This window comes from Nesiotobacter zosterae (assembly GCF_033843645.1).
In the GTDB taxonomy this organism is placed as follows: Bacteria; Pseudomonadota; Alphaproteobacteria; order Rhizobiales; family Stappiaceae; genus Pseudovibrio; species Pseudovibrio zosterae.
The window spans coordinates 213257-236034 of the sequence record NZ_JAWXVZ010000002.1 but is presented as its reverse complement, the minus strand read 5'-3'; the positions used below and the strand labels follow the sequence as shown (position 1 = coordinate 236034).

Here is a 22778-nt window from a genome sequence, read left to right as displayed (position 1 = left end):
CCTGTCGAATTAATGGCTCAGACCAGCGGTATCAACCACGGCCTTGGTGCCGAGTTCAATCGCTGTCTGGTAGTTCGTAATAAGCGCGTCAACGGAAGCCTGTGTCACGTCGAACACCGGTGCCGGATACACACCAAAGAAGATGGTCAGAATGATCAGCGGGATCAGGATCACCTTCTCACGCGCGTTCAAGTCCAGCATGGCCTTCAGGCTTTCCTTCTCCAGCGCGCCAAACACAACGCGGCGGTAAAGATAAAGCGCATAGGCGGCAGACAAGATCACACCCAAGGTGGCAAACAGGGCAACCCAGGTATTGGCGCGGAACGCACCAACCAGTGTCAGGAACTCACCCACGAAACCGGATGTTCCAGGCAGACCCACATTGGCCATGGTGAAGATCATGAAAGCGACGGCGTATTTCGGCATGATGTTGACGAGACCGCCATAAGCCGAAATCTGACGCGTATGCATGCGGTCGTAGATCACACCAACGCACAGGAAGAGTGCGGCAGAAACGATACCGTGTGACAGCATCTGAAACAGCGCGCCTTGAATGCCCTGCTCGTTCATCGCGAAGATACCCATGGTCACATAGCCCATGTGCGCAACGGATGAGTAAGCGATCAGCTTCTTGATGTCTTCCTGAGCAAGCGCCACCAAAGAGGTGTAGACGATGGCCACCACAGACAAGGTGAACACGAACGGCGCGAACATCTCGCTCGCCAACGGGAACATTGGCAAAGAGAAACGCAGGAAGCCGTAACCACCCATCTTCAGAAGAATACCAGCAAGAATGACGGAACCGGCTGTTGGCGCTTCAACGTGGGCGTCCGGCAACCATGTATGCACCGGCCACATCGGCATCTTCACCGCAAAGCTTGCAAAGAACGCCAGCCACAGCCACGTCTGCATGCTCGCCGGGAAATCGTGCTGCATCAACTGCGGAATATCCAGCGTACCGGCCTGCCAGTACATGGACATGATCGCAATCAGCATCAAGACGGAGCCAAGCAGCGTGTACAGGAAGAACTTGTAACTCGCATACACGCGGCGGGCACCACCCCACACACCGATGATAAGGAACATCGGGATGAGGCCAGCCTCGAAGAAGATGTAGAACAGGACCAGATCCAGCGCACAGAACACACCGATCATCAGTGTTTCCAGCACCAGGAACGCAATCATGTATTCCTTCACGCGGTTCTGAATGCTGTTCCAGCTTGCCAGAATACAAAATGGCATCAGGAACGTGGTCAGAATGACAAACAGCATCGAAATGCCGTCCACACCCATGTGGTAGGAGAAAGCACCGCCCAGCCACTCATACTTCTCGACCATCTGGAAACCAGGGTTCTCATAGGTGAACCCACCCCAGATGAACAGGGAAATGACAAACGTGAAGCAGGTGGTGATCAACGCCACCCGGCGAATGTTTTTCTTGGCCTCTTCATCGTCACCGCGAACCAGCAGGATGAAGAGCACACCAACCAACGGAAGGAAGGTGGTAATGGAGAGAATGGACCAATCGCTCATTATTGGGCTCCCCCGCCCGAGAACATTGAGAGGGTAACGAAGAAGGCAACCCCGATCAGCATCGCAAATGCGTAATGATAGATGTAGCCAGACTGGAGACGGATCACGCGAGCGGTCACATCTTGAACGCGGGCAGCAACCCCGTCAGGGCCCATGCCATCAATCACGGTTCCATCACCACGCTTCCACAGGAAGCGGCCCAGCCACATGGATGAGCGAACGAACAGAATGTCGTAGAGCTCATCGAAGTACCACTTGTTCAACAAGAAGCGGTAGAGCGCGTCGTGGCGAGCAGCCAGTGCCTTTGGCATTTCCGGCTTGCGCAGGTAGAACTGCCAGGCCAGCAGGAAGCCAGAGGCCATCATCACGAATGGAGACAGGCGAACCCATACCGGCACATGGTGCATCTCATGAAGGATGTGGTTTTCGCTTGAGACGAACAACGATCCCTTCCAGAAGGCATCATAGGCGTCGCCGAAGAAGTTGGCCTTGAAAGCCATACCGGCAAACAGCGCACCGACAGAAAGCAGCAGCAGCGGCACAGTCATCACCCATGGGCTTTCATGAACATGGCTCATCACATCGGCAGAAGCCCGAGGCTTGCCGTGGAAAGTCATGAACGTCAGACGCCAGGAGTAGAAGCTGGTCAGGAACGCAGCAGCAACGGTCATCCAGAACGCGTAGCTTGCAAAGGCATTGTGCCCCACATAAGCCGCTTCAATGATCGCATCCTTGGAGATGAACCCAGCAGTCCCGATGTAGGTCAGCGGAATGCCGAACCCGGTAAGTGCCAGCGTGCCGATCATCATGGTCCAATAGGTCACCGGAATGTGCTTGCGCAGCCCCCCCATCTTCCGCATGTCCTGCTCGTCAGACACCGCATGGATCACGGAACCGGCGCAAAGGAACAACAGCGCCTTGAAGAAGGCGTGGGTGAACAGGTGGAACACACCGATGCTGTACGCACCAACGCCCAGAGCCACGAACATGTAACCCAGCTGCGAACAGGTGGAGTAGGCAATCACGCGCTTGATGTCGTTTTGAACACAGCCCACGGTCGCCGCGAAGATTGCCGTTGTTGCACCAAACAGGGTCACAACGGTCAGCGCCACATGAGACAGTTCAAAGATTGGAGACAAACGCGCCACCATGAACACACCTGCGGTCACCATGGTTGCCGCGTGGATCAGCGCCGACACGGGGGTCGGGCCTTCCATCGCATCAGGCAGCCAGGTGTGCAGCAGGAACTGAGCGGACTTACCCATGGCCCCCATGAAGAGCAGCAGGCAGACAACCGTCACGGCCACTTCGCCATTCAGCTGATAGCCAAGGAAGGTCATAACCTCCCCCTCACCTTGGGCAACGCTCTGCGCATTGGCAAAGATCGTGGGCAGGTCCACCGCACCGAAGATCACGAAGCAGCCGAAAATGCCGAGGGAAAAACCGAAGTCACCCACACGGTTCACGACGAATGCCTTCATGGCCGCAGCGTTTGCCGATGGCTTCTTGTACCAGAAGCCGATCAGCAGGTAGGACGCCAGACCCACGCCTTCCCAGCCGAAGAACATCTGCACAAGGTTGTCAGAGGTCACCAGCATGAGCATGGCAAAGGTAAACAGAGACAGGTACGCAAAGAAGCGCGGCCGGTCCGGATCGTGGTGCATGTATCCGATGGAGTAAACATGCACCAAGGCGGAAACGGAGTTCACCACAACCAGCATGACGGCGGTCAGGGTATCAACTCGGATTGACCAGTTGATCTCCAGATCGCCGGAATTGATCCAGCGCAGCAGGTCATACTGCACCATCTCGGAGGAGCCCAGACCGATCTGAGCAAATGCCACCCAAGACAGAATAGCGGATACGATCAGAAGGCCGGACGTGATGTACTCACTGGCCTTGGACCCGATAGCCCGCCCAAACAGGCCGGCGATCAGAAATCCGATCAGTGGCAGGAAAACAATTGCCGAATACATCTGCCCCTCAGCCTTTCATGATGTTGATGTCTTCCACGGCAATGGAGCCGCGGTTACGGAAGTAGACCACAAGGATCGCGAGACCGATGGCCGCTTCAGCCGCTGCGACCGTCAAGACCAGCAGCGCGAAGATCTGACCCATGAGGTCTGACAGGAAAACCGAGAAGGCCACCAGGTTGATGTTGACCGCCAGCAACAGAAGTTCGATCGACATGAGAATGACGATAACGTTCTTCCTGTTGAGGAAGATCCCGAAGACACCGATCGTGAAGAGGATCGCTGCCACCGACAAATAATGCGAAAGTCCAATTTCCATGGGCGCCTCGCAGTGCTCCCCGTAAGTTTTTGAGTGAACCCGGTCTGGATGGAGACCGCTCGACCGGGTATGTACGCGTTTTTTTCAAAGCAACGCAAAATCAGCGCAACTTAAATTCCCTTGCCGCTCTCGACCTGTACCACCTCGATGGAGGTTTCCGGGCCGCGCGCAACCTGTTCAGAAATGTCCTGACGCTTCACGCCTTCCTTGTGGCGCAAGGTCAAAACGATCGCCCCGATCATCGCAACCAGTAGCACCAGACCTGAAGCCTGGAAGAAGTAGATGTAGTGCGTGTACAGCACATCACCGATCGCCCGAATGTTCTGCACATCGCCAGCAGGGGCAATCGGCAGAGCGCCCTCGCCGACAATTTGCGGCGCGATAACCCAACCAGTCACCACCATCAGGAGTTCGGCAAGCAGAATGCAGCCAATTAATCCCCCTACAGGCAGGTATTGCAGGAAGCCCTGGCGCATCTCGACGAAGTCAACATCCAGCATCATCACAACGAACAGGAACAGCACCATCACCGCACCCACGTACACAACCACCAAAAGCATGGCCAGGTACTCGGCGCCGATCAGGATGAACAGCCCTGCTGCGTTGAAGAAACACAAGATCAGGAACAAGACGGAATGCACCGGGTTACGGGAGGCAATGACCATGAAGGCAGACGCCACGGCGATCCCGGCGAACAGATAGAAGAAAAGGGCCTGCAAAACCATTAGGGTTGCCTTTGTCCTTAAGTGTGCCGCCTCAAAGCCACCCGAAAGCGGCACTGAGAGGGCGAAAGTTATCCCCGTCCGCGACTTAGCGGTACGGTGCGTCCATTTCGATATTGCGGGCGATTTCACGCTCCCACTTGTCCCCGTTTTGGAGCAGCTTGTCCTTGTCGTAGAACAGCTCTTCGCGGGTTTCAGTGGCAAACTCGAAGTTCGGCCCCTCAACAATTGCATCAACCGGGCAAGCTTCCTGACAGAAGCCGCAGTAGATGCACTTGGTCATGTCAATGTCGTAGCGTGTTGTGCGGCGGGTGCCATCGTTACGGCGTGGCCCAGCCTCGATCGTGATCGCCTGTGCTGGGCAGATCGCTTCACACAACTTGCAGGCAATGCAGCGTTCTTCCCCATTGGGGTAACGGCGCAGTGCATGCTCTCCGCGGAAACGCGGACTTGTCGGGTTCTTCTCGAACGGATAATTGATCGTCGGCTTCGGCTTGAAGAAGTAACGCATGGCGAGAAAGAACGCCGAGACGAACTCCTTCAAAAGCAACGATTTTGCGGCCTGATCGAGTCTCATAGCTCTAAAGCCTCTCCTTAACGACAGGTCTCATCCGGCAATGGTCTGTCCGGCGAGAAATCCGATGATGGGAAACCCAAACATCGTTATGACAAATATCAGTTTGCGCAGGTGCGGCTCTGCCCGTTCCAGGGAAGCAGCACTTGGTGCACCGGTCTGCTTTCGTTTCGTGACAGCTGCCTGCAATGTCCCCCAAAGGATCTTGCAGTCCAGCCACCCGATGTAGGCTCCAAGCGCCGCACCAATGGCACCAGCCAGTGTCAGTTCAATCACCGCTGAACCCCTTATGGTGCCCAGCCGGTTGCCATCAATACCGCAGCGACTGCGAACACCATGAACAGCGAGAGCGGCAGAAAGACCTTCCAACCCAAGCGCATCAGCTGGTCATAGCGGTACCGTGGAACCATCGCCTTCACCATGGCGAACATGAAGAACACCAGAAGCGACTTGAGCAAGAACCAGACAAACCCCGGCACCCAGGTGAACGGCGCGATGTCCAGTGGTGGCAACCATCCACCCATGAACAGGATGGTCGTCAAAGAACACATCAGCGCAATGGCCACATATTCCCCCAGCATGAACATCATGTATGGGGTGGAGCCGTATTCGACCATGAAACCCGCAACCAGCTCGGATTCAGCTTCAGCCAAATCGAACGGAGGACGATTGGTCTCAGCAAGCGCGGAGATGAAGAACACAACGAACATCGGGAACAACGGCAGCCAGAACCAGTTCAAGATGGTCAGCCACGGCACGCCCAACATGGTGGCAAGGCCGGTCTGTTGCGCTTCGACAATATCGGTGAGGTTCAACGAACCTACGCACAGCAGAACGGTTACAATCACAAAGCCAATCGAGACTTCATAGGAAACCATCTGCGCCGCAGAGCGTAGTGCGGACAGGAATGGATACTTGGAGTTGGATGCCCAACCACCAACGATCACGCCGTAAACACCCAAGGAAGATATTGCAAAGACGTAAAGGATGCCCACATTGATGTCAGCAATCACCCATCCATCAGCCACCGGGATCACGGCCCAGGCGGCCAATGAGAGAATGACTGTAATCAGCGGCGCAAACAAAAACAGGAACTTGTCCGACCCTGCTGGAATAACGGGTTCCTTGAGAGCGAACTTCAAAAGGTCCGCGAAGCTCTGGAACAACCCCCAAGGACCCACAACGTTAGGACCACGGCGGATTTGAACTGCTGCCCAGACCTTACGGTCTGCGTAAAGGATGTAAGCGACGATCAATAGAAGCACCACCATCAGCAGCGCACTTTGCGCCAACATGATGATGAACGGGAAACCGTAGTCGGTCCAAAATTCAGCCATATCCCCCGCCCCTACTCTGCCGCCTCAAGCGACCGTGACTTGGCGAGCTGAGAACACTCCGCCATCACCGCCGATGCGCGTGCAATCGGGTTTGTCATGTAATAATCGGTTACAGCCGACACGAAGGTGGAGCCCTGCATGTCGCCGCCCAGCTCAGCGAGCTTGGCAATGTCAGCGCTTGCGCCCTTCTCGATCTGGTCCACACCCAGAAGATGCGGATGATCCTTGTAAAGCGCACTGCGAAGATCATTAAAGCTATCAAATGGTAGCGCCTGACCTGTGTGGGCGGAAAGCGCTCTCAGAATAGCCCAATCTTCACGTGCATCTCCCGGAGGGAACGCAGCACGTGGATTAAGCTGAACGCGGCCCTCGAGGTTCACATAGGTGCCAGGTTTTTCAGTATATGCAGCTGCAGGAAGGATCACGTCGGCGCGGTGCGCACCACGATCACCATGGGTACCGATGTAAACTACAAAAGCATCACCGAAAGAAGCCATGTCCAGCTCATCAGCACCGAGCAGGAAGACAACGTCCAACTCGCCTTTGCCTGCTGCATTTTGAATGCCGCCGGTCGTCAAGCCACCCTCTTGTGGGACAAAACCAATGTCGAGCCCCCCAACCCGGCTCGCAGCCGTCGCAAGAACGTTGAAACCGTTCCACTCGTCAGCCAAGGCACCAACAGACTGGGCCAACTTGGCAGCCGCAGAAAGAATTGCCTGACCGTCTTCGCGGGCAACAGCGCCCTCACCGACAATGATCATCGGACGGGCTGCTTTCTTCAACGTTTCGAAGAAAGCCCCCTTGCCGGCAACCAGTTCTGCAAGCGTATCTGTTCCAGCACCCAGATAGTCAACCGGGTAGGTCTGGTCCACATTTTGCCCGATGAGTGCAATCGGAATTTGTCCTGCGACATAGCGCTTGCGAATGCGGGCATTCAGAACCGCCGCCTCATGGCGTGGGTTCGCGCCAACCAGCAAAATTGCATCAGCGTCTTCAATACCTTCGACCATAGTATTGAATAGATAGGTTGAACGGCCAAGACGTGGATCAAGCTGCGCACCATCCTGTCGGCAGTCGTAATTTGCCGATCCGATTGAGGTCATAAGGCTCTTGAGCGCATAAAGGTCTTCAACGGATGCAAGATCACCAGCTATCGCACCTACCCGTGCGCCGCCCGCAGCCTTCACTTTATCGCCAACCAGCTCAAAGGCTTCCTGCCAACTTGCAGCCCCAAGCTTCCCATCACGCTTTACATATGGGCGATCAAGGCGCTGTGTCTTCAAACCATCCCAGATGAAGCGGGTCTTGTCCGAGATCCACTCTTCGTTAACCGCTTCGTTGGTCCGCGGCATGATGCGCATGACTTCGCGGCCACGGGTGTCAATGCGAATGGCAGAGCCAAGAGCGTCCATCACGTCAACGCCTTCGGTCTTGGTCAACTCCCAAGGCCGTGCATTGAAAGCGTATGGACGGGAGGTGAGCGCACCAACCGGGCACAGGTCAATCACATTGCCTTGAAGCTCAGAGGAAAGCGCGCTTTCCAGATAGGTTGTGATCTCTGCATCTTCACCGCGGCCCGTTAGCCCCAGCTCCGAAACACCCGCCACCTCAGTCGTAAAGCGAACGCAGCGTGTGCAGTGAATGCAACGCGTCATCACGGTCTTTACAAGTGGGCCGATGTACTTGTTTTCAACCGCACGCTTGTTCTCGTCAAAACGGGAGCTGTCCACGCCATAGGCCATCGCCTGATCCTGCAGGTCACACTCACCGCCCTGGTCACAGATCGGGCAATCAAGAGGGTGGTTGATGAGCAAGAACTCCATCACACCTTCTCGAGCCTTCTTGACCATCGGGCTTTTGGTAAACACCTGCGGAGGCTCACCATTTGGGCCCGGACGCATGTCGCGCACGTTCATGGCGCAGGATGCAACCGGCTTTGGCGGTCCCCCCTTCACCTCAACGAGACACATGCGGCAGTTGCCAGCAATGGACAGCCGGTCATGGTAGCAAAAGCGCGGCACCTCAGCGCCCGCTTCTTCACAAGCCTGCAGCAGCGTATATTCCGCTGGAACTTCAACTTCTTTGCCGTCGACGACAATCTTGGTCATGCGTTGGCGTCCTTACCACTTGCTTGCTGGCGCTCATAGGCTTCCAGAAGCTCAGTCACTTCAATTCCATCAATGGTCATGCCCATCAAGCGGCTATCGGAAATGTCACAGCCTGCCAAATTGGCATTCTTTATCCGCATCCCTGAGAGATTGGCCTGATCAACGGACCAACCCGACATGTTTGCGTTAAACACAGACCATCCGGAGAGGTTCGCATCGTCAATGGCAGCGCCTGAGAGGTTCACGTCGTTGAAACTTAGCCCTGAAAGGTTGCAGTCAACAAACATAGAGCCAGACAGATCGCACCCCGTTGCAGTAAGACGATGCTTTTCTCCTTCGACCTTCATGCCCTACTCCGCTGCAATCGTTGTGGCGGACTTCGAACGCGCCACGTACTGATCAATGCGGTCTTCGATTACAGGACGGAAATTTCGGATCAATCCCTGAATTGGCCAGGCAGCCGCATCACCAAGGGCACAGATCGTGTGACCTTCTACCTGCTTGGTGACCTTGAAGAGCATGTCGATCTCTTCATAGGAGCTCTCGCCCTTAACCATCCGTTCCATCACACGCCACATCCAGCCAGTGCCTTCACGACAAGGCGTACACTGGCCGCAGCTCTCGTGTTTGTAGAAATAGGAAAGTCGGGCGATTGCCTTGATGATGTCGGTGGACTTATCCATGACGATCACCGCAGCTGTACCAAGAGAGGACCCCACATCCTTGAGGCCATCAAAGTCCATGATGGCATCCTTCATGTCTTCGCCCTTAACGCAAGGCACGGAAGAACCACCGGGAATGACCGCAAGCAGGTTGTCCCAGCCACCACGGATGCCACCGCAGTGAGTCTCAATCAGATCCTTGAAGCTGATGCCCATCTCTTCTTCAACGGTACATGGACGTTCCACGTGACCGGAGATACAGAACAGCTTGGTACCCGCATTGTTCTCACGGCCCATGCCGGAGAACCAGGACGCACCACGTTTGAGAATTGAAGGGGCAACAGCAATAGATTCCACGTTGTTCACGGTGGTCGGGCAACCATAGATGCCCATGTTTGCCGGGAACGGTGGCTTCAGGCGCGGTTGGCCCTTCTTGCCTTCAAGGCTCTCAAGCAGCGCAGTTTCTTCGCCGCAGATGTAAGCCCCTGCCCCGTGATGAACGTAGATGTCAAAGTCATAACCATGAACGTTGTTCTTGCCGATAAGGCCAGCGTCATAGGCCTGATCAATTGCCGCCTGAAGGCGCTCACGTTCACGGATGAATTCGCCGCGCACATAGATGTATGCAGCAATCGCACCCATGGCGAAACCTGCGAGCAAACACCCTTCAACCAGATGGTGAGGATCATGACGCATGATTTCACGGTCTTTACAGGTACCGGGCTCGGATTCGTCGGCATTTACAACCAGATATGCCGGACGACCATCGCTCTGCTTCGGCATGAAGGACCACTTGAGACCAGTCGGGAAGCCCGCACCGCCGCGACCACGAAGACCGGAAGCCTTCATTTCCTCGACAATCCACTCGCGCCCTTTGGTCAGAATGTCTTTTGTACCAGACCAGCTACCGCGTTTTTTGGCGCCTTCCAGGCCCCAATCATGCAGTCCATAGAGGTTGGTGAAGATACGATCCTGATCTTGGAGCATCCCTTATCCCTCGCCCTGTTCGGCCAGCTTGGCCTTTTGCTGTGCTTCAAAGGCCTTCTTGGCCACATCCACGCCTTCCTGCGCTGGACGCGGAACGCCAGTGTAGCCCTTGCCACCCTTGTTGATGTGAAGACCAGCATAATCCTCGGTGGCATTCACGGAGCCATCAACGATCTGTGGCTGCGGATCTCCGCCAAGGGTCTCATCTTTGATTTCTGACAGCGTTGTTGGGCCACCTTCCGGCGCTGCAAAACGACGCTCGTTCTGAGGACCTGGCACAACCGGCTTGCCCGCCGCGATGTCATCAATGAGTTGCGTGAAAGTCTCTTCGGTCAGATCTTCGTAAGTATCCTTGAAGATCTGAACCATTGGCGCGTTGGAACATGCGCCCAGACACTCGACCTCTTCCCAAGAGAAGTTACCGTCCTCTGAAAGCTCGTGTGCCTTGCTGGCAATCTTGCTCTTGCAGACCTTGATCAGGCCCTCGGCTCCGCGCAGCTGACATGGCGTGGTGCCACACACCTGAATGTGAGCCTTCTTGCCCACCGGCTGAAGCTGAAACATGGTGTAGAACGTTGCAACTTCCAGAACGCGAATGTTCGGCATATCCAGCAGTTCAGCAACCGCGCGGATTGCCGGCTCGCTGACCCAGCCCTCGTTCTGCTCTTGCGCACGCCACAAGATTGGGATGACAGCAGACGCCTGACGCCCTTCCGGGTAGCGTTCAATCACCTTCTTGGCCCATGCAAGGTTTTCAGGTGTGAACTCGAAGCTCTCTGGCTGCTCATGATGAAGACGACGCACTGACATTATCGGTCAATCTCCCCGAATACGATATCAAGGGACCCCAGCACGGCGGAAACGTCGGCCAGCATGTGCCCGCGGCACATAAAGTCCATGGCCTGCAAGTGCGCATAACCTGGCGCCTTGATCTTGCAGCGGTAAGGCTTGTTGGTGCCGTCAGACACGAGATAGACGCCGAATTCGCCCTTGGGCGCTTCAACAGCGGCATAAATCTCGCCTTCCGGCACATGGTAGCCTTCAGTGTAGAGTTTGAAGTGGTGGATGAGCGCTTCCATCGAGCGTTTCATTTCACCACGCTTCGGCGGCACGATTTTGCCATCCGTAGAGGAAATTGGCCCGCGGCCGCTATCCATGTTCAGGCGCTCAAGGCACTGCTTCATGATGCGGATCGACTGGCGCATTTCGAACATGCGGATCAGATAACGGTCATAACAGTCGCCGTTCTTGCCGATGGCGATGTCAAATTCCATTTCCTCATAGCACTCATAGGGTTGCGCCTTGCGCAGATCCCACTTTGCGCCCGAACCGCGAACCATCACGCCGGAAAAGCCCCAAGCCCAACAGTCTTCCAGCGACACAACGCCAATATCAACGTTACGCTGCTTGAAAATGCGGTTGTCTGTGAGCAGCCCCTCAATGTCATCAAGGGTCTGAAGGAACGGATCGCACCATTCCCAGATGTCATCCACCAGATCCTGCGGAAGGTCCTGATGCACGCCACCCGGACGAACATAAGCTGCGTGCATACGAGCACCACAGGCGCGCTCATAAAACGCCATCAGCTCTTCACGTGGTTCAAAGCCCCAAAGCGGCGGCGTCAGCGCACCAACGTCCATGGCCTGTGTGGTCACGTTCAGAAGGTGAGAGAGCAAACGGCCGATCTCTGAGTAGAGAACACGGATCAGCTGACCACGGCGTGGCACTTCGATGCCCAACATGCGCTCAACGGCAAGAGCAAATGCATGCTCCTGATTCATCGGCGCCACGTAATCAAGGCGGTCGAAATACGGCACAGCCTGAAGGTAAGTCTTGTGCTCGATGAGTTTTTCGGTGCCCCGGTGCAACAATCCGATATGCGGATCAACACGGGTCACCACTTCCCCATCCAGTTCAAGAACGAGACGAAGCACACCGTGAGCCGCAGGGTGCTGCGGACCAAAGTTGATATTAAAATTGCGGACCTGAGCCTCAGCCATCAGTACTCGCCTCAGTTCGATGCTTTTTCATCGCCAGAAAGCACGTAATCGGTGCCCTCCCACGGTGAAAGGAAATCAAAATTGCGGAATTCCTGGTTCAACTGCACAGGCTCATAAACGACGCGCTTGCGCTCATCGTCATAGCGAACTTCCACATAGCCAGTCAGCGGGAAGTCCTTGCGCAGAGGGTGACCATCAAAGCCGTAGTCCGTCAGAAGACGACGAAGATCAGGATGGCCAGAAAACAGAATGCCGTACATGTCGTAGGCTTCGCGCTCGAACCAATCAGCTCCGGGATAGATTGCGGTAGCAGAAGGCACCAACTCGCCCTCGGCAGCAGCAACCTTTACGCGAATGCGCTGGTTCTGGCGCGGAGAAAGAAGGTGATAGACCACATCAAACCGCTTCTCGCGGGCTGGCCAGTCCACACCACAAATGTCGACAAGGGCAATAAAGCCACAGCGGGCGTCATCACGCAGAAAACGCAACACCTTCACGATGCGCTCTGCGGGCACCACAACTGTGAGCTCGCCATAAGTCACTGACCAGCTACTGACTTCATCCAGCAGCTTGGCCTCGATATAGTCACCCAGTTCTGTGAGCGTCTCGTCCATGAACCTTTTCCTGTCCGTTGGACCTTCGGGGGAAAGGCGCGGCTTCCCGCGCCTACTTTTATCTTTCGATTGTGCCTGTGCGGCGGATCTTTTTCTGAAGAAGCAGCACACCGTAAAGCAGCGCTTCCGCAGTTGGAGGACAACCTGGCACGTAAATGTCGACGGGCACTACACGGTCACAGCCGCGAACCACTGAATAAGAGTAGTGGTAGTAGCCACCGCCGTTTGCGCAGGAACCCATGGAGATCACATAGCGCGGCTCAGGCATCTGGTCGTAGACCTTGCGTAGCGCCGGAGCCATCTTATTCGTAAGGGTGCCTGCGACAATCATGACATCAGACTGCCGAGGAGAACCACGTGGCGCAAAGCCGAACCGCTCACCATCATAACGCGGCATGGACATCTGCATCATTTCAACGGCGCAGCATGCCAGACCAAAGGTCATCCACATGAGGGAGCCGGTGCGCGCCCACTGGATCAAGCTTTCTGATGAGGTGACCAGAAAGCCCTTGTCTGAAAGCTCACTGTTGATGTCCATGACATACGGATCGTCAGCACCAACAGGCTTGCCGGTATTCGGATCCAGAGTGCCCTTTGGCTGCTGAGCAACCATTGGACGGGCTCCGTCAGGATTTAATCCCATTCCAGTGCCCCTTTCTTCCATTCATAAACAAAGCCGACCGTAAGCACGGCAAGAAAGATCATCATTGACGAGAAGCCGAACCAGCCGAGATCGCCGAAAGAAACGGCCCACGGAAAGAGGAAAGCAACTTCCAAATCGAAGATGATGAACAAGATGGAGACAAGGTAGAAGCGAATGTCGAACTTCATGCGCGCGTCGTCGAACGCATTGAAGCCGCACTCATAAGCTGAGAGTTTTTCTGAATCGGGGCTTTTGTAAGCCAGTACAAACGGTGCAATCAGCAACGCCAGACCAATGACCAGAGCCACACCGATAAAGACCACGATTGGGACATAGTCCCTTAGGAGCTCTTCCATCTTTCGTTTGCATCCCTGCGCATGGGGCTATCGAAGCCCAAAAGCTAATTTGTGCAAAAGCAATGAAAGTCAACACGCGTAAGTTGGAGGTGCCCGACCCAAGGTGCAGACCAGACCGCTATGCATTGCACGCACGATTAACTTAGCCCCTCCAAGAGCGCAAGACCCCCAGAAGGAGTAAATCAGTATACACCCATATATAGAAGACTTACATCTACTGACCAGTTACCAAACAATGGCCAAAAATGGCTCAATTCAGGGATTTGAAAATATATGAGTTTTTTATTCATGTTATTAGTAGCTTGCTAAATAAAGTTTTCCCCCAGCGGTTGAATCCCTCAATTCAATAGACTCAAACATGCGTTCAGATTCCAGTAATGAGTAAACTTACTCATACTGCCGCTAAGTAAGGTATAAATTCGTATCGATAAAATATTTCGAGCGCGCTGTATTGGAGGAATGCATGAGTACAGCCAGTAAAACGCGAAAAGCGCGGCAGCTGTTTTAAGCTGACCGCGCTTTTTTCGGTGAAATGAGTGGCGCGAGTGACGGGGCTCGAACCCGCGACCTCCGGCGTGACAGGCCGGCACTCTAACCAACTGAGCTACACCCGCCCATTTCATTTTTTCTATCTGAGATGCCTCCTCTATGAAGGAGTGGCGCGAGTGACGGGGCTCGAACCCGCGACCTCCGGCGTGACAGGCCGGCACTCTAACCAACTGAGCTACACCCGCTCTCAGATATGTTTCTCAAGCTCACAACACCCTAGAAAGAATGGCGCGAGTGACGGGGCTCGAACCCGCGACCTCCGGCGTGACAGGCCGGCACTCTAACCAACTGAGCTACACCCGCTTCGTTCGAAGACGTTGTGTTGTCCTGAGGTGGCGCTGATGTACGGCGTGCACGGCCACAAGTCAAGCGCCCTCAAATGCCGTTTCTCAGATTTTTCTCATAATCGTCATTTCTCTGTGCAAATCACCTCTCCCATGGCGTGTCCATGTGGAAAAACACCCGTCAAAAAAAACGAATTAGCTGTTTATACTCAATGCCCTGCTGGAAAACTGGCAAAACACAAATTTGATCAAGGCCGCGGGTGGAAGAGAATCCGCCCCTGCCCTGAGACTTTCCAGTGTACCCGTAATATAATAGTGGCCATTCACAAGAGGGGCGCCGGAACAGCTTTCATCCGGCCATTTGAGTTTCGAGGTGAGGCACAGATGAGAACAGGAACAAAGGTATCCGGAGCGGTGGCCATGGCTCTGGGCCTGACACTTTCCGCATCTACGGCACTGGCTGGGGCTGGTGATTTTCTGGTCGGCGTGGGCGTGGGCGCGATCGGCAAAACAATCTACGACAAGGTAACCCGCAAACCATCCGCTCCGCCGCAAACCATCCCACAGGCGAGCAACCCGCAGCGAGAGCAAAACCGGGACATTCAAAACCGCTTGAACGTTCTCGGCTATAACGCAGGCACACCAGATGGCATTGTGGGACGAAAGACGCGGGCCGCCATCAACGCCTTTCAAACAGATAAAGGCTTCCCGCCAACCGGCACGCTGAACGATGAGGAACTCGCCCTCCTTTATCAGCTGACGACACCAACCAACAATGCAGAGAGCACCAGCTCCATTCCTGTCGGCAAATCAGACCTGCCGTCAGATGAGAAGGACACAACGCGCGCAGGCGCCCTGCAAACCGCACCACCTGCCATTCACGGACTAACGCCGGGCCTGCGCGAAGAAAATGTAATCGCGTTTTTGGAGAGCGAAGGCTACCAGACTTGCGAAGGAGACCAGACCTACGTGCGGTGTTCAGCTGACCTGGACACCATGGTTGATGCCATCGAAGTCGCGACGGTCAACGACACCATCTATATGATCTACCGCGATTTGAACTTCAAAACCGAGGTGCCGCGGGAAGCACTCGTCAATCGTATGCGAGATACATACCCTACCCTGATTGACGAAGAGACCATGTCTCTCTCATCAAGCACGCCTTGCCAGGCCAAACTGGAAACACCCATGTTGTCGGTGGTCGCACCGGTTTCCAACGCGCCGGCAGATCCTAACGTTCTTGGCGCAGCTGCACAGGCCTGTGCTGACTATGCAGGGATCGAGCTGTCGGGCGACCCAATTGTGACCCGCACACAGATTCTTCTCTACGACAGCGCACCGATTCTGCATGAACAAGAATCAGGAGCGGGAATTTTTGAGGAAACGAACGCGGTGCCGACAGAATTGAAATTCTGAATTCCGCCAGCCGATTAGCAAAGACCCAAAAAAGAAAAGCCGGAGGCCTCCCAACCTCCGGCTTTTATGTCCCCCAACTCGGGGGGACTGGGCTCTGGGATGCGCTAAGACCTTCTCAGGAGCGCCACAAGAGCCGTTACGAAGCCAAACAGCATGTGCCCCACCAACGAGGCCCATGTGAGCGGAATGAAGTTCAGGAACGCTGGCAGCCCTCCAACCAGATGCGCCATCACATAAAGCGCAAAGATCCAGAGCACCACACCGTAGCCCAAGCCGACAAACCACCATGGCAAAGACGGTGCTACCTTTTTCCAGATTGGGCGCACGATGAATAGATAGCCAATCGGATAAAGTAATATTCCAGATATCAGATGGATGGCTTCAGCGATAAAGAAATCGTTGAAATGGAAAACCGACTGGATCAGCGTCTCAGTCTGCAAGGGACCACCAATGAGCATGGGCGTAATGAACCGCGCCCAAATCTCCCAGATGGTTACGGCAGCGAAACCTGCCAACAAAACCGTTCCGACTACCGACATGGTAACCGGCGGCACAACTCTGTTTTCGGAATCGCGTAGACTGGCGTTTTGGCCTGACATGGACAGCCCCTCCTCCTTGGCGTGACCTCGTCATTGTTCTTAACCGGCCGCACCCCGCAAAGGATTGCGCACCGGCGCGTCAACCGCAGCCCGCTTCTAACCGATTTAACTCGGCCACAAGAAGAGCGGCATCCAACAAAGATAACCAAGGGGAAAGTTGCCTGCCCATCCCGCAAAAGGGATAAGACACAAAAAAAACCGGAGAGCCGCCTGGCTTCCGGTTCCAAATGAATGGTGGGCGATGAGAGACTCGAACTCCCGACATCTTCGGTGTAAACGAAGCGCTCTACCAACTGAGCTAATCGCCCTCTCCGCTGCGCCGCTCGGCGCGTCGTCGATGGAGCGGTATGTATCCAACCTGCTTCGGCTTGGCAAGACCAAAAACGAATTTACCACTCCCCTTCCTGTGCAAAACCATCGTTAGCCGCCATTCATCCACAGCATTGAAATATATAAGATATTCCCGCCAAAGAATTTCAACAGGGCAAACAAAAAACCCTGCCCACCATAGCGGACAGGGTTTTTAAAAGCTCGAAAACGCGAGGATTAAGCGTTTACGGCGTCCTTCAGACCCTTACCAGCCTTGAACTTAGGAGTCTTGGAAGCTGGAATCTGGATGGTCTCGCCGGTGCGAGGATTACGGCCTTCAGTTGCTGCACGCTCAGAAACAGAGAAGTTGCCGAAGCCGATGATCCGAACTTCGTCGCCGCCCTTCAGAGTATCGGTAATTGCTTCGAAAGCAGCTTCAATGGCTTCACCTGCCTGCGCTTTTGTCAGGCCGGTTTTTTCAGCAACGGCGCCGATCAGATCATTCTTGTTCATGACTGTTCCTTTCCAAAATTCACCTGGAATGCCAGATTCGTATTGCACTCCTTGACCGGACATTCACGGCATTTGACCAGCAAATCAAGAAGAAAACCGCAGAAAACTGCGGTTTTGGGGTGTGTTTCAACGAAAAAAACCCCGGGCAAAGCCCGGGGTCTACGTTTAAACGGCCTCAACTCACATTAATGAGCCACGATGCCAGTCTTATCATCTTCAGAAACGACGGGTTCCGCGTTCTTCTTCTCGTCTGCTTCGGTCCACTCAATCGGCTCTGGCATACGAACCAAAGCGTGCTTGAGAACCTCACCCATACGAGAAACCGGGATGATCTCCAGCTCGTTTTTCACGTTGTCTGGAATGTCTGCAAGATCCTTGGCGTTGTCCTGCGGGATCAAAACTTTCTTGATGCCACCACGCAGCGCAGCAAGCAGTTTCTCCTTCAGACCACCAATTGGCAGCACCCGACCACGCAGCGTGATCTCACCGGTCATGGCCACATCGCGGCGCACCTCAATGCCGGTCATCACGGAAATCACCGCTGTTGCCATGGCGATACCTGCGGACGGACCGTCCTTTGGCGTCGCCCCTTCTGGAACGTGAACGTGCAGCTCGCGACGATCGAACAACGGAGGCTCGATGCCGAAGTCTACTGCCCGTGAGCGGACATAGGACGCCGCCGCGGAGATGGACTCCTTCATCACATCCTTGAGGTTACCGGTAACGGTCATCTTGCCCTTACCCGGCATCATGACACCTTCGATGGTCAGCAACTCACCGCCCACTTCGGTCCATGCCAGTCCGGTAACGACACCGATCTGATCCTCATCTTCAACTTGGCCGAAGCGGAAGCGTGGAACGCCGAGGTACTCCTCAACGAGCGTCTCATCAACCTCAATGGTCGACTTGTCGTTCATCAGGATGTCCTTAACCGCCTTACGAGCCAGAGTAGCCATCTCACGCTCGAGGTTACGCACACCAGCTTCACGGGTGTAAAGACGGATCACCTTGCGCAGCGCATCGTTGGAAATTGAGAACTCACCATCCCGCAAGCCATGGTTCTTCAGAGCCTTTGGCAACAGGTGACGATGGATAATTTCCACCTTCTCATCTTCCGTGTAACCCGCTATGCGGATCACTTCCATACGGTCCATCAAAGGCCCTGGAATGTTGAGCGTGTTGGCTGTCGTCACGAACATGACGTCAGAGAGATCGTACTCAACTTCGAGGTAGTGATCCATGAAGCTGCCGTTCTGTTCTGGATCAAGAACCTCAAGCAGCGCGGAAGATGGATCGCCACGGAAATCCATGCCCATCTTGTCGATCTCATCGAGCAAGAACAGTGGGTTGGACTTCTTCGCCTTTTTCATGGACTGGATCACCTTACCCGGCATTGAGCCAATGTAGGTTCTCCGGTGACCACGGATCTCAGCCTCATCGCGGACGCCGCCGAGCGACATGCGAACGAACTCACGGCCGGTTGCCTTGGCAATGGACTTGCCCAGAGAGGTCTTACCAACACCTGGAGGACCTACCAGACAAAGAATAGGACCGCGCAGCTGGTTCGCACGCTTTTGAACCGCCAGATACTCAACGATACGCTCCTTGACCTTCTCAAGGCCATAGTGATCCGTATCCAGAACCTCTTCGGCAAAGTTCAGGTCGTGCTTGATCTTGGACTTCTTGCCCCACGGAATGGACAGCAACCAGTCCAGATAGTTGCGCACGACAGTCGCTTCAGCAGACATGGGGCTCATCTGCTTGAGCTTCTTCATCTCTGCGCCAGCCTTTTCACGGGCTTCCTTGGAGAGCTTGGTCTTCTTGATGCGCTCTTCCAGTTCGGCAAGCTCATCACGACCATCTTCGCCATCGCCGAGTTCTTTCTGAATGGCTTTCATTTGCTCGTTCAGATAGTACTCGCGCTGGGTCTTCTCCATCTGACGCTTGACGCGTGAACGGATGCGCTTTTCAACCTGCAGCACGGAGATCTCACTCTCCATCAGGCCCAGAACCTTTTCCAGACGCTCAGAAACGGAAACCGTCCCAAGGATGTCCTGCTTGTCCTGAATTTTCACCGCCAGGTGAGAGGCAATCGTATCGGCCAGCTTGGAATAGTCATCCAGCTGGTTGACCGCGCCCAGAACCTCTGGGGAGACCTTCTTGTTCAGCTTTACATAGTTCTCGAACTCGGAAAGCACGGAGCGGCCGAGAGCTTCAATCTCGACTTCGCTCTCATCGTTCTCATCAAGAACCAGAGCTTCAGCTTCGAACAAGTCCTCGCGATCTGTAAACTCGCTGATTTCTGCACGGGCGCCGCCCTCAACAAGCACCTTCACGGTGTTGTCTGGCAGCTTCAAAAGCTGCAGGACCGTTGCCAAGGTGCCGACCTTGTAGATCTGGTCAGCATCTGGATCATCGTCCGCGGCATTGATCTGAGTGGCAAGCAGGATCTGCTTGTCAGTGCTCATCACCTCTTCGAGAGCACGAATGGATTTTTCGCGCCCTACAAACAGCGGCACGATCATATGTGGGAACACGACGATGTCGCGCAAAGGGAGCACCGGGAAGACAGATTTCTCCGCATCTCCTGTGTGGCGCGTTTCATTGTCAGCCATAGTCGATCCTTTCATGTGGCGCGCTCGCACCTTTCGCTGCGGCGCACTCGAGGGACGCAATGCAAGTTTCCTTGGGGCAAACTCTATAAGGCCGGATCCGAATGCCCCGTTTTATGGGCGCAGCCAGACCCGCCGCGATTGCGGTGGTACGCTATTAGGTGGCCACCGCACCCCTGTGTGTCAAGCACCCAGCATTCACGTCAGCGAGCCTTCTGTTGATAGCATTGTGATCCGGGAATAGCTTGGATCGCGCCAGCCACAGTCAACCCTGTCTTTAGAGAAGTGCCCAGTGAATCGAAACGGGCGGACCATTCAAAGAAAGGCCGCCCGTCTGTAAATTTCTTAGTAAGCTGCGGCCTTATCAAGCACTGGTTGCTGAGGTCTCGGCACGGTCTTCATAGATGTAAAGCGGACGCGCTTTGCCATCGACAACCTCTGACGAGATCACCACTTCCTTCACGCCTTTCAAACCAGGCAGCTCGTACATGGTCTCAAGCAAAATGGCCTCAAGGATGGACCGCAGTCCGCGAGCACCGGTTTTGCGCTCGATCGCCTTTCGCGCAATCGAGATTAAAGCATCATCATGGAAGCTGAGCTCAACATTCTCCATTTCGAACAGGCGCTGGTACTGTTTGACCAGAGCATTCTTAGGTTCTTGCAGAATGGTAACCAGAGCTTCTTCATCAAGATCTTCGAGGGTCGCAATAACAGGAAGACGACCAACGAATTCCGGAATGAGACCAAACTTCAGAAGATCTTCCGGCTCCAGCTCGGAGAACAGTTCACCGGTCTTACGATCATCTGGCGCCATAACGGTCGCTGCAAAGCCGATTGAAGTAGAACGGCCGCGATCGGAAATGATCTTGTCCAGACCCGCAAACGCGCCACCACAAATAAAGAGAATGTTTGTGGTGTCCACCTGCAGGAACTCCTGCTGAGGATGCTTTCGGCCACCCTGTGGCGGCACCGATGCAACGGTACCCTCCATAATCTTCAAGAGCGCCTGCTGCACCCCCTCACCTGATACGTCTCGGGTGATGGATGGGTTGTCTGCCTTACGGGTGATCTTGTCCACTTCGTCGATGTAGACAATGCCGCGCTGAGCCCGCTCGACGTTATAGTCGGAGGCCTGAAGCAACTTCAAAATGATGTTTTCAACATCTTCACCAACATAACCCGCTTCAGTAAGGGTCGTGGCATCCGCCATGGTGAAAGGTACGTCCAGAATGCGAGCCAGCGTCTGGGCAAGAAGGGTCTTACCACAGCCAGTTGGCCCAACCAGAAGAATGTTTGACTTGGCGAGTTCAACATCGTTGTTCTTCGCCGCATGGTTCAAACGCTTGTAGTGGTTATGAACCGCCACAGACAGTACCTTTTTGGCACGGCTCTGGCCGATCACATAATCATCAAGCACACCACTGATTTCCTGGGGAGTTGGAATTCCGTCGCGGGTCTTCACCAAGGAAGATTTGTTTTCTTCCCGAATGATGTCCATGCACAGCTCGACACATTCATCGCAGATGAAGACGGTTGGCCCGGCGATGAGCTTTCTAACTTCATGCTGGCTCTTTCCGCAAAACGAGCAGTAAAGCGTGTTCTTGCTGTCGCTGCCGCTAGCTTTGCTCATGAGTTATAACCCCGCATAGTTTCGAGGACCCAGTCCCCTTCTTGAACTTTATTCGATCGCCGGCCATTGATGGGTAAACGGCGTGTTCTTACTGACTTAGCGTGTTTCACCGCATCGATCCAGTAAGAACATTCAGAAACCCTAACGCAACGATCAATTAACCGATAGTTTGACCGTAAAAATCAACAATCCTTTAAGGCCATTCTGAGACACCTCATTTAGGTGTTGACGAATTGCAGCAAAGAATGTGCCACGATCAAACTCGGTGCTTATTCTTCCTCGGACTTGGCAAGGCTGTCGCGGTTCTCAATGACCTTGTCGATGAGACCAAACTGTTGAGCCTCATTCGCTGTCATGAAGTTATCGCGCTCCAACGCTTCTTCTACAGCTTCCAATGTCTGACCGGTATGCTCCACGTAGATCTCATTGAGGCGACGCTTCAATTTGAGGATCTCTTGTGCATGCAGCATGATATCGGAGGCCTGACCACGGAAACCGCCAGAAGGCTGGTGAACCATGACGCGGCTGTTTGGCAGCGAGAAGCGCATTCCCTTTTCACCACCTGCCAGGAGCAATGAACCCATGCTGGCAGCCTGACCAATGCAAAGAGTGGTCACCTTCGGCTTGATGAACTGCATTGTGTCATAAATAGCCAGACCGGAAGTCACAATCCCACCCGGGGAATTGATGTAAAGCGCAATTTCCTTGTTCGGATTTTCCGCTTCCAGATAGAGCAGCTGCGAACAGATCAGAGTGGCCATCGTGTCTTCGACGGGCCCGGTAACAAAGATGATGCGTTCTTTCAGCAAACGGGAGAAGATATCGTAGGCGCGCTCGCCCCGGTTTGTCTGCTCCACAACCATCGGCACCAGACTGTTCGTGAAGTACTCTACAGGATCGGTCATGCGTCATCCATTGTGTTGCAAGAGCCGCCACCCGGCAGCTCCCCTGCCCCTTCGAATAAGGCAGGACTTGAAATCGTTCTGTGAGTCGAAAAAAGCGACAGACCCAACATAAGGTATGTCGCTTTGTTCTTAA

Annotated in this window: 21 protein-coding genes and 4 tRNA genes; 1 reads left to right on the top strand and 24 read right to left on the bottom strand. The window is 54.5% G+C overall.

All coding sequences use genetic code 11. From position 1 onward, the window contains the following. Positions 1 to 9: 9 nt before the first annotated feature. The 18 genes from Q3Y58_RS04030 to Q3Y58_RS03945 all read right to left on the bottom strand — a co-directional run bounded on the left by Q3Y58_RS04030 (position 10) and on the right by Q3Y58_RS03945 (position 14680). On the bottom strand, positions 10 to 1533 hold the full coding sequence (locus Q3Y58_RS04030) for an NADH-quinone oxidoreductase subunit M (protein WP_274216622.1): 1524 nt from the start codon (positions 1531 to 1533) through the stop codon (positions 10 to 12). Continuing rightward, positions 1533 to 3509: an NADH-quinone oxidoreductase subunit L gene (gene nuoL, locus Q3Y58_RS04025; protein WP_319621132.1), complete on the bottom strand. Its 1977-nt coding sequence runs from the start codon at positions 3507 to 3509 to the stop codon at positions 1533 to 1535. The genes Q3Y58_RS04030 and nuoL overlap by 1 nt, the downstream gene beginning before the upstream one ends. A gap of 7 nt (positions 3510 to 3516) precedes the next feature. After that, positions 3517 to 3825: an NADH-quinone oxidoreductase subunit NuoK gene (nuoK, locus tag Q3Y58_RS04020; RefSeq protein WP_028480897.1), complete on the bottom strand. Its 309-nt coding sequence runs from the start codon at positions 3823 to 3825 to the stop codon at positions 3517 to 3519. 110 nt (positions 3826 to 3935) lie between these two features. Further along, entirely contained in the window at positions 3936 to 4550 is a 615-nt protein-coding gene (locus tag Q3Y58_RS04015; RefSeq protein ID WP_319621131.1) for an NADH-quinone oxidoreductase subunit J, read from the bottom strand. 85 nt (positions 4551 to 4635) lie between these two features. Then, entirely contained in the window at positions 4636 to 5124 is a 489-nt protein-coding gene (nuoI, locus tag Q3Y58_RS04010; RefSeq protein WP_274216619.1) for an NADH-quinone oxidoreductase subunit NuoI, read from the bottom strand. A 30-nt stretch (positions 5125 to 5154) separates the two neighbouring features. Beyond that, positions 5155 to 5397 carry a hypothetical protein gene (locus tag Q3Y58_RS04005; RefSeq protein WP_319621130.1) on the bottom strand — a complete coding sequence of 81 codons (243 nt, stop codon included), beginning with the start codon at positions 5395 to 5397 and terminating at the stop codon, positions 5155 to 5157. Between the two features lie 11 nt (positions 5398 to 5408). Continuing rightward, positions 5409 to 6458: an NADH-quinone oxidoreductase subunit NuoH gene (gene nuoH / locus Q3Y58_RS04000; RefSeq protein WP_274216616.1), complete on the bottom strand. Its 1050-nt coding sequence runs from the start codon at positions 6456 to 6458 to the stop codon at positions 5409 to 5411. Between the two features lie 11 nt (positions 6459 to 6469). Beyond that, complete coding sequence (gene nuoG, locus Q3Y58_RS03995; RefSeq protein ID WP_319621129.1) at positions 6470 to 8566, bottom strand: NADH-quinone oxidoreductase subunit NuoG; 2097 nt, start codon at positions 8564 to 8566, stop codon at positions 6470 to 6472. Beyond that, positions 8563 to 8913, bottom strand: coding sequence for a pentapeptide repeat-containing protein (locus Q3Y58_RS03990; protein ID WP_319621128.1), 351 nt, complete (start codon positions 8911 to 8913; stop codon positions 8563 to 8565). The genes nuoG and Q3Y58_RS03990 overlap by 4 nt, the downstream gene beginning before the upstream one ends. Positions 8914 to 8916: 3 nt before the next feature. Continuing rightward, the gene (nuoF, locus tag Q3Y58_RS03985) at positions 8917 to 10215 is read right to left on the bottom strand and encodes an NADH-quinone oxidoreductase subunit NuoF (protein WP_274216613.1); all 1299 of its coding nucleotides are present in this window, start codon (positions 10213 to 10215) and stop codon (positions 8917 to 8919) included. A gap of 3 nt (positions 10216 to 10218) precedes the next feature. Continuing rightward, a complete protein-coding gene (gene nuoE / locus Q3Y58_RS03980) occupies positions 10219 to 11025 on the bottom strand; it encodes an NADH-quinone oxidoreductase subunit NuoE (protein ID WP_319621127.1) in 807 nt (268 codons plus the stop codon). Further along, the gene (locus Q3Y58_RS03975) at positions 11025 to 12215 is read right to left on the bottom strand and encodes an NADH-quinone oxidoreductase subunit D (RefSeq protein ID WP_274216610.1); all 1191 of its coding nucleotides are present in this window, start codon (positions 12213 to 12215) and stop codon (positions 11025 to 11027) included. The genes nuoE and Q3Y58_RS03975 overlap by 1 nt, the downstream gene beginning before the upstream one ends. A gap of 11 nt (positions 12216 to 12226) precedes the next feature. Further along, positions 12227 to 12829, bottom strand: coding sequence for an NADH-quinone oxidoreductase subunit C (locus tag Q3Y58_RS03970; RefSeq protein ID WP_319621125.1), 603 nt, complete (start codon positions 12827 to 12829; stop codon positions 12227 to 12229). Positions 12830 to 12887: 58 nt separating this feature from the next. Beyond that, on the bottom strand, positions 12888 to 13472 hold the full coding sequence (locus Q3Y58_RS03965; RefSeq protein WP_319621124.1) for a NuoB/complex I 20 kDa subunit family protein: 585 nt from the start codon (positions 13470 to 13472) through the stop codon (positions 12888 to 12890). Further along, entirely contained in the window at positions 13463 to 13828 is a 366-nt protein-coding gene (locus Q3Y58_RS03960) for an NADH-quinone oxidoreductase subunit A (RefSeq protein ID WP_274216607.1), read from the bottom strand. The genes Q3Y58_RS03965 and Q3Y58_RS03960 overlap by 10 nt, the downstream gene beginning before the upstream one ends. Before the next feature lie 537 nt (positions 13829 to 14365). After that, a tRNA-Asp gene (locus tag Q3Y58_RS03955) sits at positions 14366 to 14442 on the bottom strand. Between the two features lie 43 nt (positions 14443 to 14485). Further along, a tRNA-Asp gene (locus tag Q3Y58_RS03950) sits at positions 14486 to 14562 on the bottom strand. Between the two features lie 41 nt (positions 14563 to 14603). After that, positions 14604 to 14680, bottom strand: a tRNA-Asp gene (locus Q3Y58_RS03945). 365 nt (positions 14681 to 15045) lie between these two features. Here Q3Y58_RS03945 and Q3Y58_RS03940 point away from each other — a divergent pair. Beyond that, positions 15046 to 16077 (top strand): peptidoglycan-binding domain-containing protein, encoded by a 1032-nt coding sequence (locus tag Q3Y58_RS03940; RefSeq protein WP_319621122.1) that lies wholly within the window; start codon positions 15046 to 15048, stop codon positions 16075 to 16077. Between the two features lie 104 nt (positions 16078 to 16181). On the opposite strand, the gene Q3Y58_RS03935 is transcribed toward Q3Y58_RS03940, so the two are convergent. The 6 genes from Q3Y58_RS03935 to clpP all read right to left on the bottom strand — a co-directional run bounded on the left by Q3Y58_RS03935 (position 16182) and on the right by clpP (position 22645). After that, positions 16182 to 16676 (bottom strand): hypothetical protein, encoded by a 495-nt coding sequence (locus tag Q3Y58_RS03935; RefSeq protein ID WP_319621120.1) that lies wholly within the window; start codon positions 16674 to 16676, stop codon positions 16182 to 16184. 232 nt (positions 16677 to 16908) lie between these two features. Beyond that, a tRNA-Val gene (locus Q3Y58_RS03930) sits at positions 16909 to 16984 on the bottom strand. A 238-nt stretch (positions 16985 to 17222) separates the two neighbouring features. Next, complete coding sequence (locus Q3Y58_RS03925) at positions 17223 to 17498, bottom strand: HU family DNA-binding protein (protein WP_274216604.1); 276 nt, start codon at positions 17496 to 17498, stop codon at positions 17223 to 17225. A 185-nt stretch (positions 17499 to 17683) separates the two neighbouring features. Then, the gene (lon, locus tag Q3Y58_RS03920) at positions 17684 to 20113 is read right to left on the bottom strand and encodes an endopeptidase La (RefSeq protein WP_319621119.1); all 2430 of its coding nucleotides are present in this window, start codon (positions 20111 to 20113) and stop codon (positions 17684 to 17686) included. A 361-nt stretch (positions 20114 to 20474) separates the two neighbouring features. Further along, positions 20475 to 21740: an ATP-dependent Clp protease ATP-binding subunit ClpX gene (clpX, locus tag Q3Y58_RS03915; RefSeq protein ID WP_274216602.1), complete on the bottom strand. Its 1266-nt coding sequence runs from the start codon at positions 21738 to 21740 to the stop codon at positions 20475 to 20477. Positions 21741 to 22009: 269 nt separating this feature from the next. After that, a complete protein-coding gene (gene clpP, locus Q3Y58_RS03910) occupies positions 22010 to 22645 on the bottom strand; it encodes an ATP-dependent Clp endopeptidase proteolytic subunit ClpP (protein WP_274216601.1) in 636 nt (211 codons plus the stop codon). Positions 22646 to 22778 lie beyond the last annotated feature (133 nt).